Origin of the sequence: Brumimicrobium oceani (assembly GCF_003143775.1) — a bacterium.
Lineage (GTDB): Bacteria > Bacteroidota > Bacteroidia > Flavobacteriales_D > Crocinitomicaceae > Brumimicrobium > Brumimicrobium oceani.
On the sequence record NZ_QFRJ01000006.1, the window covers coordinates 151,333 to 166,199 of the forward strand.

Annotated in this window: 12 protein-coding genes; 6 read left to right on the forward strand and 6 right to left on the reverse strand. The window is 36.1% G+C overall.

Annotated elements, in window-relative coordinates; translation table 11 throughout:
- Positions 1–56 precede the first annotated feature (56 nt).
- The 3 genes from DIT68_RS09440 to DIT68_RS09450 all read left to right on the forward strand — a co-directional run bounded on the left by DIT68_RS09440 (position 57) and on the right by DIT68_RS09450 (position 3,818).
- Positions 57–2,507 carry a DUF5686 and carboxypeptidase-like regulatory domain-containing protein gene (locus DIT68_RS09440; protein WP_109359550.1) on the forward strand — a complete coding sequence of 817 codons (2,451 nt, stop codon included), beginning with the start codon at positions 57–59 and terminating at the stop codon, positions 2,505–2,507.
- A 119-nt stretch (positions 2,508–2,626) separates the two neighbouring features.
- Positions 2,627–3,358 (forward strand): LPS export ABC transporter ATP-binding protein, encoded by a 732-nt coding sequence (gene lptB, locus DIT68_RS09445; protein WP_109359551.1) that lies wholly within the window; start codon positions 2,627–2,629, stop codon positions 3,356–3,358.
- 25 nt (positions 3,359–3,383) lie between these two features.
- The gene (locus DIT68_RS09450) at positions 3,384–3,818 is read left to right on the forward strand and encodes a hypothetical protein (RefSeq protein WP_109359552.1); all 435 of its coding nucleotides are present in this window, start codon (positions 3,384–3,386) and stop codon (positions 3,816–3,818) included.
- A gap of 19 nt (positions 3,819–3,837) precedes the next feature.
- Here the strand turns inward: DIT68_RS09450 and DIT68_RS09455 are convergent, their stop codons facing one another.
- The gene (locus tag DIT68_RS09455; protein ID WP_109359553.1) at positions 3,838–5,079 is read right to left on the reverse strand and encodes a PP2C family protein-serine/threonine phosphatase; all 1,242 of its coding nucleotides are present in this window, start codon (positions 5,077–5,079) and stop codon (positions 3,838–3,840) included.
- Positions 5,079–6,005, reverse strand: coding sequence for a UDP-3-O-(3-hydroxymyristoyl)glucosamine N-acyltransferase (locus DIT68_RS09460; RefSeq protein ID WP_109359554.1), 927 nt, complete (start codon positions 6,003–6,005; stop codon positions 5,079–5,081). Before DIT68_RS09460 ends, DIT68_RS09455 begins: the two co-directional genes overlap by 1 nt.
- 390 nt (positions 6,006–6,395) lie before the next feature.
- Between DIT68_RS09460 and DIT68_RS09465 the strand changes: the two genes are divergently transcribed.
- From DIT68_RS09465 to rfaE2, 3 genes are all read left to right on the forward strand, one after another.
- A complete protein-coding gene (locus DIT68_RS09465; RefSeq protein WP_158276157.1) occupies positions 6,396–7,985 on the forward strand; it encodes a T9SS type B sorting domain-containing protein in 1,590 nt (529 codons plus the stop codon).
- Positions 7,986–8,170: 185 nt separating this feature from the next.
- Positions 8,171–9,232 (forward strand): lysylphosphatidylglycerol synthase transmembrane domain-containing protein, encoded by a 1,062-nt coding sequence (locus tag DIT68_RS09470; RefSeq protein WP_109359556.1) that lies wholly within the window; start codon positions 8,171–8,173, stop codon positions 9,230–9,232.
- Positions 9,204–9,716, forward strand: coding sequence for a D-glycero-beta-D-manno-heptose 1-phosphate adenylyltransferase (gene rfaE2 / locus DIT68_RS09475; RefSeq protein ID WP_109359557.1), 513 nt, complete (start codon positions 9,204–9,206; stop codon positions 9,714–9,716). The genes DIT68_RS09470 and rfaE2 overlap by 29 nt, the downstream gene beginning before the upstream one ends.
- Positions 9,717–11,095: 1,379 nt before the next feature.
- Here rfaE2 and DIT68_RS09480 read toward each other — a convergent pair.
- Genes DIT68_RS09480 through porW form a run of 4 tightly spaced genes read right to left on the reverse strand, consistent with a single transcriptional unit; the run spans position 11,096 to position 14,848 of the window.
- Positions 11,096–11,476: a hypothetical protein gene (locus DIT68_RS09480; protein ID WP_109359558.1), complete on the reverse strand. Its 381-nt coding sequence runs from the start codon at positions 11,474–11,476 to the stop codon at positions 11,096–11,098.
- Positions 11,454–11,699 (reverse strand): AtpZ/AtpI family protein, encoded by a 246-nt coding sequence (locus tag DIT68_RS09485; RefSeq protein ID WP_199223403.1) that lies wholly within the window; start codon positions 11,697–11,699, stop codon positions 11,454–11,456. Before DIT68_RS09485 ends, DIT68_RS09480 begins: the two co-directional genes overlap by 23 nt.
- Before the next feature lie 2 nt (positions 11,700–11,701).
- Positions 11,702–12,136 carry a bactofilin family protein gene (locus DIT68_RS09490; protein WP_109359560.1) on the reverse strand — a complete coding sequence of 145 codons (435 nt, stop codon included), beginning with the start codon at positions 12,134–12,136 and terminating at the stop codon, positions 11,702–11,704.
- Between the two features lie 12 nt (positions 12,137–12,148).
- On the reverse strand, positions 12,149–14,848 hold the full coding sequence (gene porW, locus DIT68_RS09495) for a type IX secretion system periplasmic lipoprotein PorW/SprE (protein ID WP_109359561.1): 2,700 nt from the start codon (positions 14,846–14,848) through the stop codon (positions 12,149–12,151).
- Between the last annotated feature and the right edge of the window lie 19 nt (positions 14,849–14,867).

The window sequence follows — 14,867 nt, forward strand, 5'->3', positions numbered from 1 at the left end:
ATAAAAAAGAATCGTACTTCAGACACATTACCGCAATTTGCTTACTTTAGTATTCAATGAGATGGTTATTTATATTTTTCCTATTAACAACTAATTTCTTAAGCGCTCAAAAAACCGGCGTTTCAGGTACAGTTGTAGAAGATGAAACTGGAGAACCAGTTCCATTCGCTAGTGTATTTTTCCAAGATTCAAAAATTGGAACAGAAACCGATTTTGATGGTAAATATGCCATAGAGTCCTATTATGCTACGGATTCTTTAATCGTGCGCGCCTCAGGATTTGCATCTCAAACTGTCTATGTAAAAAGAGATGAAGCACAAGTAATAAACTTTAGATTAGAACCGATTACTCAAACCACCGAAGAAGTCTACATTACTGCTCCAGACGAAAAACCCTCAACTGTTTTACACCGGAGAGTTGTAAATAACAAACCAATTAATAATAAGGAAAAACTAGGCGCTTATCAATATGAGACCTACAACAAAATCCAGTTAGACCTCAACAACATCGGCGATCAATTTGAGGACAGAAAGATTGTTCAAAACCTAAATCTGGTGATGGATTATTTGGACACCATGGACGGCGATAAATACCTACCACTGATCTTAACAGAGTCACTTTCTGATTATTATTACAGAACCAATCCTAAAAAGAAAAAAGAAGTCGTTAAAGCTTCTCGCATAACAGGAATTGAAAACCTGGAGGTCAATCAATTTCTAGGTGAAATGTATCAAGACATCAATGTTTATGAAAATTATATTGGAATTTTCGATAAGTCTTTTATCAGTCCTATTGCTAATTTTGGTCGTGCCTATTATACTTTATACCTAAAAGACAGTGCTTTTATTGGAAAGCAATGGTGTTACCTATTGTCATTTGAACCCAAAAGAAAAGGTGATTTAACCTTCACAGGTGAAATGTGGATTCACGACACCACTTACGCTGTAAAAGAATGGTCTGCAACGGTTGCTGATGATGCCAACATTAACTATGTCAACGGTTTTTATTTAGAGCAAGAATTTGAACAAGTTGAAAAAGAGGTTTGGATGATGACCTCGGATAAATTAATTGTAGACTTAAAAGCGCTCGAAAACTCTAAACTTCTTGGCTTCTATGGTAGAAAATTAACAACACGAAAGAATTTTCTGATCAATACTCCCCACCCTCCCGACTTTTATAAAAGTTCTGAAAATGTTGTCATCGAAGCAGGCGCAAACAAAAGATCAGAGGAATACTGGAGGGAACACCGTCATGTCCCACTCAATAAACAAGAAGAAGATATCGATGTAATGATAGACTCCTTGAATGAAGTCCCGCTCTTTAAGGCTTTTAAGAACTTTTCTTTCTTAGTCACAACCGGTTTTTATCCCATGGGAAAGTTTGAACTAGGAAACTTAAAAAGCTTAATTAGTTACAACACAGTAGAGGGCTTTAGAAATCAGATTCAATTGCGAACATCGAATGATTTTAGTGAAAGAATTGAGTTTTCAGGGAGACTGGCTTATGGCTATTTAGATGAAAAATTTAAATATGGTGGGGCAATAAGGTATAACGTATCTCCCAAAAAGCGAGGAATGCTTAAAGTGTTTTATGATTATGATGTGAAACAACTAGGAATGCCCAGCAATGCAGAAGATATTGATGGCGCTTTAGGATCACTTTTCAGAACACAACCATTAGACCAACTCATCATGACGGAGACTTTTGGAACGAATATCGAGAAAGATATGGGGAAAAACTTTATTATTACTGCGGGAGTTGAATGGAAAAAACTAGGAGCCTTAGGTGCTACCCAGTTCAGAATTCCTACTTCTTCTATTAGTTTTTCTCCAATAGAGGACATCTCGACTTTTGAAACTTCAATAAAGATCCGCTATGCCAAAAATGAAGAGTTTATCTCGGGAACTTTCGATCGTATTTCTGTTGGATCAAAATATCCTGCCATTAGTCTAGAGAGTATTTTGGGAATTAAGGGCGTTTTAGGATCTGACTATGAATATCAAAAATTTGAATTAAAATTGAGTCATAGCCCTAAGCTAGGAATTTTTGGTAAACTCTACTATGAAATTTATGGTGGTGTAGTTTTAGGCGAAGCGGCATATCCTTTTTTAAAAATTCATGAAGGTTCCCAGACCTATTGGTTTCAAAATTCAGCACACAATAGAATGGACTATTTTGAATTTATTTCTGACCGTTATGTCGGAGTTTCGGCAGAACAACATTTTAACGGATTATTCTTTGACAGAGTTCCATTGTTGAGAAACTTAAAATGGAGATTGGTTGCTTCAGCAAAATCCGTTTGGGGAGACATTTCAGAAAAGCAAAGTCAACAAATGCTTTTGCCAGACAACACAAAACTATTTGGAAATACCCCTTACTTGGAGAGTGCGATAGGAATAGAGAATATTTTTAAAGTATTTAGAGTGGACGCCATTTGGAGAATAACACACTTAGAACCTGGGGTTTCCCCTGTGGCAATACGCGCGAAATTCAGAATTAGATTCTAGTGAAAGCTCACGATGAAGATTTCGAACTATTGATTTCGAAAAAATCAAAAAGAAAAAATCAAGGCTTTTACTGGCAAATATTCCTAATAACACTAATTTAGTCAGTTGGATAAAAGACAATGAAGCTATATACAAATAATATAACCAAATCATACCGCAGCCGAAAGGTGGTGAAAGGAATTTCAATTGAGGTTAATCAAGGAGAAATTGTTGGACTTTTGGGACCCAATGGGGCCGGAAAAACCACCTCTTTTTATATGATTGTAGGGTTGGTTACGCCAGACGAAGGAAGTGTTCATCTTGACGGAAATGACATTACGCGTTTACCCATGTACAAACGGTCACAATTGGGTGTTGGCTATTTACCACAAGAGGTTTCCGTTTTTAGAAAGCTAAGCGTGGAAGACAACATCATGGCTATTTTGGAGATGACAAAACTGAACAAGGAAGAACGTCACGCCAAGCTTGAAAAGTTGATTTCTGAATTTGGCTTAAACCATGTGCGTAAAAACAAAGGATCTGCTTTGTCTGGAGGCGAGAAAAGAAGAACCGAAATTGCACGCGCTTTGGCTACTGACCCAAAATTTGTACTCCTAGACGAGCCTTTTGCAGGAGTAGATCCCATTGCGGTGGAAGACATTCAATCTATTGTTGCCGATTTGAAAAACAGAAATATTGGAATTTTAATAACCGATCACAATGTCCAAGAAACCCTCTCCATTACAGATCGGGCCTATTTACTTTTCGAAGGTGGTATATTAAAAGCAGGAACAGCCGAAGAATTAGCTGCTGATGAACAGGTTAGAAAAGTTTATCTTGGTCAAAATTTTGAACTCCGTAAAAAAACATAGTATATTTGTTATTCAATCCAATACCATGAAAAAACTATTTTTTATAACATTACTTCTTATTTTCATTACTTCTTGTAAAAAGTGTGATCCTTCAAACAGTACAGGCGGAATAGTTATTGAAGACGCTATTGTTCGTGTATTTGGATATGAAGAAGGACAAAATTTCATTACAGAAGCTTCGGATTATGATAAAACAATTGAAGTCAGTTTTGATGGAGGCATCAATTACAAACCCGTAGACTTTTCCAATTTCTCTGTTTTCTCATTGCAAACTACGGCTTCTTGCAGTTCAGGCTACGACAGAACCGTTGTATTGAATAAGGCTGACACCACTGTTAACTATACAGTTACCATTACTGAATGTCCGACTTGCAAAACTAGCGCTACAATTAACAACTGGGTACTAACAAAGGTAGTTCCCGCGTTTTATGAAGAAAGTTTCAGTATTAAACGACCATAATTTAAAAATCACTAGACGCTTAAAATATCCTGCAGCTAAAAATCGCTGTATCATCCACAAGATCTTCTGTTTCTCGAAATTCATTTAGTTTAGAAAAAATCAGGTTATTCAAATCCTCCATTTTTAGAGGATAAAAACTGTGTATCAACTTTATAAGTCGATCTGTTTGAAAGTATTCGCCTGCCTTATTTTGAAGTTCTACTATTCCATCAGTATATAAAATCAAAGTTGAATTGGGACTGATCTCCACCTCATCTGGTTCAATGAATGGTATTTCCTCCAACATTCCCAATCCAATGGCCCCCTTATCTAAAAACTGAGCTTTCTTTCCATTCGTTAAAATAGGGTGATTATGACCCGCATTTACGTATTTCAATCTTCGGGATTTGGAATTGTACTTACCAATAAAAAAAGTAATGAACTTCTCCCCTTTTGCGGCTTTCATAACCTTTTTATTCAGCTCCTTAATCAAATATTCTAAGTCAAACTGTTCGAAACTCAACAAGGTTCTAATAGTGGCTTGAAAATTTGCCATTAACATTGCAGCACCTACTCCTTTCCCTGAAACATCTGCTATACAAACAATAAATTCATCTTCGCTAATGCGTATAAAATCGTAATAATCCCCTCCCACTTCATGCCTGGCCGTGTATGTTGCTGCTAAATCTAAGCGCTTATCTGACGGCAAATCATCTGGAAAAAGTAGTTTTTGCATTTCTGAAGCTACTTCCAACTCCTTTTTTATGCGCTCTTGAATTAGACCTTGTTGATGCATTCTCTTATTTTCAATGGCCACCACTATAATATTGGTCAAGGTTTCAATAAAAGACAATTCATTAATTGAGCTCGTAAAATTATAGATTTTTCTATTTCCCTGCTGCTCCTTTAATAAGAGAAATGCCAGCGCTTTTTCCTGATGGTAAACAGGAATTACAACGTCAAATTGATTTAAATCTGTATTACTTGAAGATTCTATGAGGGTAATGTCTTGAAATCGTATTAAATCACGTTCAATATCTATATTTTTAATCCTCCCTTTCACCCCTGTCTTTATCAGTTGTGTCCAATTCTTGTGTTTTTTATAGAGGACAAATTTATAAAGGCCCAGTTGTTCCTTTAAGATAAATTCATAAACAGAAAGTAAATAGTCTATTGATTGATCCGAGTTGATTCCTTTAGTAATTTCGAGTAAGGAATTTAACTCAAAGTCTTTAAACTTCAGTTCCTCATTCAACTCTTTAATAATGGAATCTCGCCGCATTACATGTTTTCTAAAATTTCTGGCAACTTACGAATAGCAGCCATTTCTCTATACATCAATCGGATATCTTTTGCTGGACTTCCAAAATAGGTTTTATTTGGTCCCAGACTTTTAGAAATTCCAGATTGTGCTAAAACAACAGCGTTTTCACCAATCACCACATTACTAGCGCAGCCTACCTGCCCCCACATGGTTACATTATCTTTCAATTCCGTGCAGCCAGCAATACCAACATTCGCAGCCAGAAGACAATTTTTTCCAATAATTGTATCGTGTCCTACTTGCACTTGATTGTCCAATTTAGAACCTTCACCAATAATTGTGGTATCCGTTACCCCCGCATCGATGGTACACATGGCACCGAGCTCAACATTCTTTTTTAGGTGAACATTTCCACAAGTATGTAATCTATCATAACCCGTTTCTTTCTTCTTGTAATAAAAAGCGTTGTGTCCAATCACTGAATTAGCACCAATCACTACATTTTCTTCTATTATTGTGCGATCCATGATCACCACACCAGGATAAATCACAACATTTTCACCTATCCTTACATCATTCCCAATCGTAACGTTAGGATATATTTGAGCTGAATCAGCGATTTCAGTACCTTCACCAACAGAATGAGAGGAAAAACGAATTGGTCTAAAATGTTGGGTTAAGCGATTAAAATCATCAAAAGGATGATCACTGATCAACAAGCCTTTTCCTTCTGGACACTCTACTTTTTTATCAATTAAAATTGTTGTAGCATCACTACTGAGCGCTTTATCATAGTACTTTGGATGATCCACAAATACTAAATCGCCAGGCACAACACGATGAATTTCATTCAATCCAGTAATTAAATGCGCTGGATCTCCCGAGAATTCACAGTTTAAGAATTCTGCCAGTCCTTTCAGTGTTTTTGGTTCAAGTAATTTCATAACTTAAGATAAATTTTAGCCCATACGGGTTTAACCAGTAAATTTATAAAGATTCTATTTTAAAAGGGAGCATTTAACGAATAGTTGTTAGCGTCATCATGTTAGTAACAGAGGAGAATACTGAATAAAGCATAAATTAACTTACACAACTATTTTTGCTCATTCAGGCAAAACTGAATTCTCGATTTATTTGAACCCTAAAATCTTTATTTACTACTTCTGACTCATTATTAACAATGAATTAATGAACACAAGAAATATTTTGCATTTCTTTGCACGCTCAGATTTTGGAGATTCTGGTCGCTAATTCTGAAAATTCACAAATGAATGTTGGTTTTGGATGCAAATAAGAATAGAATAAAAATGGTAGGTAAAGATAAATTTAGCTTAGTGACAAAAGTATGTTTTTCAATTATTTTGCTTTTGACAAGCTTTACAATTAGCGCGCAAACAATCTTTCAAGAATCCTTTAATGGTAATGACGGAACAACTTCTGGTACATCAAACGGTGTGAATTGGTCTTCTTCATGTCCTACATGTTTAAGCGGTGATCACTGGGAAGTTCAATCTGGCGCGTTTGAAGGAAGAGACACCAACGGAGAAGCTATTTGGATGACCAATACCCCTATCGATATTTCCAGCTGTGGAAATTTTGAAGTAAGTTTTGATATTGAAAGTGTGGGCACAATGGAAGGCTGCGACACAGACTGCATGTCCGTAGATTGGGTACGTTTCCAATACAACATTGACGGAACTGGATGGGTTGACCCTAATAACTCCTACTATTGCGGAGGAACATGCGCGAGTATCAATGTTGTAGCTTCAGACGATGTGGGAAATATGAATTACGCAACGGGCTGCATACCTTCGAGTGGAAATAGTTTACAACTAAGAATCGCAGTACAGTGCTGGGCTTCATCAGAATATTGGAGAATTGACAATGTTACGGTGAACTGCGGAACACCTGACGCTGGTTCTAACGGAACATTAGATGTTTGTGCTTCTTCCAATACTACAAATTTATTTGATCAACTGGGAGGAAATCCGGTAAGCGGAGGAATTTGGTCTGGACCTTCTAATTTAACAGGAGGAGATCTTGGCACTTTCAACCCTAATACTATGACCCCAGGAACCTATACTTACACTGTTGGAAACGCACCTTGCCAAGCCAGTGCAAATGTTGTCGTTTCTATTACAGACAGTGACGCAGGTAGTAACAATTCCATTGAAATTTGTCCAGCTGCAACTCCTTTTAATTTATTTGAGTTTTTAGGAGGAAATCCCGACGATAATGGGGTTTGGAGTGGGCCAGTAACTTTGTCTGGAGGACATCTGGGAACTTTTGACCCAACTTCCTTAAGCGAGGGAATTTATACTTTTACTTATTCGTTAGGAAACGCACCTTGCGATGACCAAGCAGATGTAGAAATTGAAATTAGTGGTCCAATTGCGAGTTTCACTTCAAACCCAAATATGGGCACTACTCAAAATGCTGAAATTGAATTTATAAACACATCTCAAAACGCAGACTCTTACATTTGGGATTTTGGAGATAATTCAGCCAATTCATTCGATTTAAACCCAATTCATATTTTCCCCAACATTGAAGCGAACTCTTATTTAGTAACTTTAATGGCATTTGACGATAAAAACTGTTCTGACACGATAAGCGCCATAATAAATATAACGGAACCTGAAGTCACTTACGAAATACCCAATATATTCACTCCAAATGGGGATGGGGAAAATGATTTTTTCAAACTGATAAATCACGACAATATCCTTTCCCTAGACATTGTAATTCTTAACCGTTGGGGAAATGTGGTCTTCGAAAGCAAAACTGTTGATTTCAAATGGAATGGGGAAACCAAAAACAGTGGATCGGAATGTTCTGATGGAACTTACTTTTATAAATTGCAATTTACAGATTTAGGAGGAAACGCGTCTGAAAAGAAAGGTTTTGTTCAGATTGCAAGATAGGTGAAAAATATTTCGCATGTTTATTTCGAAATCAATAGAAATTTACCAAGGATCTTGTGAGTTTACCGCCGAATCAAATTATGGTTGGGTTAAATATATTTACTGGTAAAGTATGGGATAGGCATTTTTTTTCAAATTAAATCAGTAGAATATTTTAACTTCGTTGCACTTAAATAGAATTTAGAATGGCGAAGAGTAGCAATAAAAAAATCATATCGGTTATCAAGGTTGTTTTCCCTTTAGCAATAGGTATTTATTTGACTTGGCATTTTTATAATGCAATGGATGCGGCCACGAAAGATATTTTTTTCAAAGCTATACGCGAAGCCAATTATTTCTGGATTTTGTTATCCATGGCGCTAGGCTTTTGTAGTCACCTCATCAGGGCTTACCGATGGAGATACATGCTAGAGCCCATCGGATATAAAACTAAATTTTGGCATCGCTATCACGCAATGATGATCGGCTATCTGGTAAATCTACTAATCCCAAGAGCCGGAGAAGCAACGCGCCCCGCACTACTCTATCAAACCGACCGTATTCCATTTTCCAAAAGTTTTGGGACAATCATTGCAGAAAGAATGTTTGACCTTGTCATGTTAGGAATTATTTTTTTAGCCACCATAATTTTAAGTTTTGATGATTTAATTGCGGTCAAAGACATTATCGTTGAGGGCGCACCAGAAGACGGGGGGCAGTCTGAAAGCAAACAATGGATTTTAAATATAATAATATCCGTAGTCGTTGGAGGAATATTATTGTTTGCCCTTCTCTGGGTGAAAATTGAGAAATTCAGGAACAAAATCACGGAATTCGTTAAAGACGTAATGAATGGTGTATTCGCTATTTTAAAATCCAAAAATCCTTTTCAATTTATATTTTATACCATAATGGTTTGGGCATTGTACCTTTTATTTTTCGGAATTTGTTTTAAGGCCTTTGAGCAAACACAAGATTTCCCCATCAATGGAGTACTAATAGGATTTATCGCAGGAACTTTTGGACTCATGTTTACCAGCGGTGGAATTGGGGCTTACCCCTATTTAGTGGGAATTGTAGTGATTTATTTCATCGGCGATCAATTTGAAGCAAAAGAACAAGCAGAGGGAATTGGAAAAGCCTTAGGTATGATTATCTGGTTATCGCAAACCATTATGATGATTGTACTTGGACTATTATCTTTGGTGTTATTACCTAGAAATTATAAAAAAGAAGACAATGACAAAGTGGGAGCAAATCAAGCATAAACTAGTTTCTCAAGCAGAAGCCAAAACAATAATTTCCTCATGGAGGAATGACGATAAAAAAGTTGTTTTCACCAACGGTTGCTTTGACATTTTGCACCGTGGTCACATAACCTACCTTGCCAAAGCGGCATCTTTAGGAAAGTACCTTGTTGTTGCCGTTAATTCAGACGACAGTGTAAGAAGGTTGAACAAAGCTCCTGAGAGGCCTGTAAATGATGAGGAATCCCGTGCTTTAATTATCGCCTCACTCCAAGTAGTAGACTTAGTAGTAGTTTTCGACAATGACACGCCAAAAGAACTTATTAACTTTATACAACCTTCTGTTTTAGTGAAAGGTGCAGATTATAATGCAGACTCCACCGATGAAAGTGACCCAAAATACATCGTAGGCGCAAATGAAATCAAGGCTTTAGGAGGGAAAGTAGCTACTATTTCTTTAGAAGAAGGATTTTCTACAACGGGTATTATTGCAAAACTAAAATAACAGAATTATTCAAGTTAACTTCGGTTACTTGCTTTAACACAAGTTTATTGAGCGAATATTGTTTCACTAGCACTTTAGTTATCTGGTTATAACCCGAAGAAGGGACTCTTCAGCTAAGTCACTTGATTGCAACAACAGGCCTTTTATAATGTTGATGAAGGAATTCCCCATAAATGAGGGAACCACCCTTTTTTTGGTCTAAAAAATCCAAAGTAATTCAAATTAAAACAAAACTCAAAGGTTAAAGCATGGTTTTAAAATTGGGTTTGGTGTTAACTTTAAGCTGAATCAAAAATATTTTCTGCAATTAGAATTATTGTTTTTTTTCTGACTATTTAACTCAGGCCACAATAGAATTTCGTATCAACTATTAAAAGGGATAGCCACTGTCATTACAGACTACTCAGCGTTCCGCACACTGGAAATCAGCTAATTCCAAAAAAAATTAAATCCAAGAGTCTAACTAATATCGGTTATTAACCGTTAAAAACACTTACAAGCCCTGACACCAAGGGATTCAGATATTTGAGCAAACAAATAACCTTTAATTCAAAAAATAAAAATTGGTGCTCCACCTGGATATCCATTATTAACCGTTAAAAACACTTACAAGCATTGATATCAAGGGATTCAGAAATTTGAGCAAACAAACAAACAAACAAACAAACAAACAACCTTTAATTTCAAGAGTAAAAATTGGCGCTCCCCTTACCCTGAATATCCGTTATTAACCGTTAAAAACACTTACAAAACCTGACACCAAGGGATTCATAAATTTGAGAAGTCAATAAGACCGTTAATTTCAAGAGTGAAAATTGGCGCTCCCCTTACCCTGAACATCCGTTATTAACCGTTAAAAACATTTACAAGCACTGATATCAAGGGATTCAGAAATTTGAGCAATCAATATACTCGTTAATTCCAAAAATCAAAATCGAAATTCCCTCGGAGGACCGGTTATTAACCGTTAAAAACACTTACAAGCCCTGACACCAAGGGATTCAGATATTTGAGCAATCAATAAGACCGTTAATTCCAAGAGTAAAAATTTGTGTTCCATCTGGATAACCATTATTAACCGTTAAAAACACTTACAAGCATTGATATCAAGGGATTCAGAAATTTGAGCAAACAAACAACCTTTAATTCAAAAAATAAAAATTGGTACTCCATCTGGATAACCATTGTTAACCGTTAAAAACACTTACAAGCACTGATATCAAGGGATTCAGAAAATTGAGCAAACAAATAACCTTTAATTCAAAAAATAAAAATTGGTGCTCCATCTGGATAACCATTGTTAACCGTTAAAAACACTTACAAGCACTGATAGAAAAGGATTTAAAACCTTAGCAGCTCGAACAACATAAAACAAGTCGTTATTTAACCTTTGTTTTTACCAAATAAGTCGTTTGGAAAATAAGAGAAGCAAAAAACAATACTACAAATTGAATTAGGGCTGGTTTTGCGGTTTCTTCAAATCCGATTTTTAAGTATGCAGCAAACGCAAAACACCCTAACATTTGAATTGTTGTGAAAATTAAATAGAGCTGTGCAAATTCGATTTTAAAAGACCCGTTGTTTCCTAAGTAAAATATTGTTGCTCCTATACTATTGAGGATAAACAAAACAGTATATGATAGGATTATTTCATTGCCAAAATACATCGTTGGGTAAATCTGAAATAAACCATAGTGGATTAATGCTAATCCAACAAAAAACATCAAAAAAACCAAGTTATCCTTTAGAATCATCTTCATCTTTACCCATTTTTATTACTTCTCTTATGATTTGATAAAGTGAGCCGAAGATGGCTACTAATGTCAAAACAAGCGTCCAGATTGGAAACTCATTTTTTTGTTTTTCATCGAGCCAATTCCCCCCTAGTGCTGCAAGAGTGATGAGAACTCCCATTTGTATGGCGATTCCTGAAAATTTCACATAATTTCCAACTCGCTTTTTGTCCTCATCTTTGATTTTCATCATCAAACAGCCTCCGTCGGCACTAATTTCTTACCATTTGGTTTTGAGTTCTTGCCCAAAAAGTTCTTGTTGCTTTTACTCGCTTCACCCGTTTGAATGTTACCCTCAACGTGAGCTCCATCTTCAATTACAATTCTACCTGTTTGAATATCTCCAATAATTGATGCTGTTTGGTGTAAAACCAGAAGTACTTCGGCCTTGATTTGCCCTTCCACTTTACCATCTATTTCGACCTCTGTTGCATTGATGTCTCCAACAATTACACCTTCTTGTCCTAAGACCAGTTTTCCGTTACATTGAATATTCCCAACAATTTCACCATCAACTCGAAGACTACTATTTGCTGTTAAATCACCTACTAATTTGGTACCGGATACCAATCTATTGAGCCTGTCCGGACTTTCTGGTTTAGATTTAACTTTATCGCCTTTAAACATTATTCAAAAATATTAATTGTATGTATTTTTAAAGAATTCTCTATATTCAGTTATCTTGAGCTTCTGCAACATAACTTTAAAGTTTTCTCTTGAAATAAACAAAATTTCATTGTCCTTCAAATTCCCTATGTGTTGCTTCGTTTTTTTAAAATCACGTATGTAATCTTTTGCCTCACCAACAGTTTTGAAATCTTTTATCATTACAAAGTTAGTGTTTTTATCATAGATTTGCGAAGAAGTCGACAATCGAAGTCGGCTAAAATAGTCTCTATTGAAATTTGAAACACTATTCGCTGAACTATTGCTGTTTTGTGATTTATCTAGAAAGACTAAGGTGTAAAATTCCTTTGAATCAAGCGAGAATAACTCGGCTTCTGCAACAGTAAACTGCTCAAAAGCGGGAACTCCATCATTAATTAAATCAATTAATTCCTGAGCCCTAACGGCCACATCAGTTTCAGGATATTCTGTAATTGCTTGCTCCAATACAGGCAACAAAGACGTCTTGTCGCTATTAATTTGTCCCATTGCCATCGCCTTCAATAGAAAGTACTCTTTTCTGAATACATTCTTGGGCTCTTGTTCTATCACCTTTTCAGCTTTCAAAATCACGGGGTAAAACAATCCCTGCTCAAAACGGGTAACAGACCTCAAATAATCTTTTAAAGCCAAAGCATCACGTTCCTTCTTTTTTATAAAGTAATCTGGATCTCTTAAATAATTGGCATAATCTGAATTAGGATAATTATTGACAATATAAGACTCGTATTGTCCCGCTTTTGAACTGTTTTCATTTATCAGATAAAGTTGAAATGCAGACATCACATTATGCTCGTTTTCGATATCGTGATCTATCACACGTTGAAATTGAACAGCTCCCATTTGAGTTTCATCCAATTGTTCTTTGTAGATCATACCAGAACTATACAATGCTTCCAGTAAGCGTTCATTACTTAAAGCCATTAATGAATCCGTTAAAGGAATATCAACCATTAATCCCTCAACCGTTAATTCATTTGCGGCCAAATTAGCATCATCTCCGCCTTTATTGGTCAGTGAATCTTGCGGAATAGAATCATTTTCTGCAAAGTCGAAAGCGATTCTCTCAGGTTTTCTGGTTAACCTCCAATAGTCTTCGTTTTCTCTTTGTCCCCAAATTCTTCTAAACTCTTCTAAACCTTCTTTTGTAGCCTTTGGATTAGAGAAATACCATTTACTTCCAGTCTTTTGGTTTTGCTCTGCATAGGTTTGCTGAAGTTTACGCATTTGCTCGGCACGCAAAGCTTCCCTTTCCTTTCTCTCCTGTTCTTCTTTTTCAATTTGCTTGATAACATCTTTCACAAATTGTTCGCGATCTTTCTCGCTCATTTTCGCGATTTTCTGAACACTATCTTCAAAAGCAATAACATCAATATCTCTTACAAGGTTAGCCAGTTTATCGGCTTTATTTTTAATCACTTCATAGTTGAAATAAGATTCTGGAATGACATTCGCAGAGCTATCGTAATAACGTTGAGCAAAAATATAATTCTTCTCTTCAAAAGATAAGTCTCCCAACTTTTCATAACTCACTCCCTTCTGGCGGGGGTTATTTAATGAATAAAATACAGATTTTGATAAGTCATATTTAGCAATCGTTCTGTCATTTCGACCCAATTCCACCTTGGCCATTGCATAATAGATTTGGTCTCTAAATTCTAAATACCTCTCTTCTTCTGCCAATTCTTCCAATTCTTCAATCATGGCTTGATCATTAAGATCACTCACCACCGCTCTGTTGATTTTGGCATTAAAACTCATTTCAAAAGGAGCATTCTTTTTGATGCTTTGCGAATAAAACTTTCTTGCCTCTGGGTTTCCATCATTTTCTAATAGCTGCCCCAGAATAAAACTCAATCGGGCTTTATCTTCTTTTCGCGGTGCTTTTTCTAACGCTATTCTTAGCTGTTCAATTGCAAGGGCAGCATCTTTTTTAGCGAGCGCCAACATGGCTTTTGCTTTGGCGAGTTCGAAATCAAAATCTTTTGGAATTTCTGGTATTTCGTCATCTGAACTTTTACTTTTTACATATTTCAGCTTTTTCTTTTTCTTCTTCGCTGGCTTTTCAGCATTGGCTTGAATTACTTTGTCGGTTCTGTTCTCTAGTTTCTGTATAGCTCGCGTCGCCTCCGTAAGGTTCCCCATTTTAATGTAAGTTTTTGCTTCCCACAATTGGCCAGTATAAGTACTTGGGCGGTCAACATAAAATTTACGGATGTATTCAAAATTCTTTAACGCTTCTTCATAATCTCGTCGAATGTAATTGGCGTAACCAATAATAAACCAGTTTTGATCTATCCATCTGGCGTATTCTGTTTTCTTTTTAGATGGCTTTGAAGAAGTAGGCATACTGTGTTTCGAAATCACGGTTTGACACTTGGCAATTGCTGTATCAACAACCGGATAAAAATCTACCACATCTTCCTCGTTGGGCATTAGTTCAATCGGTAAAACTTCATTAAAATCCTCCCTGTAATTTTTACGGTAGTCTTCTAAGCCAATCCTTATGAGTTCTTTGGCATTAAAATAACCATTATATTTTGCTGTGGTACTGTGATAAGTACGTGTAACAAAAGTGTTCTTTTCTGTCGAACATGCGCCAATTATCAGAAATAGAGCAAAAAATGCTACTAAAGCTTCTAGTTTTGTACGTTTGTTTTTAATACGTTTCATAAATTTCTTCTACTCCCTA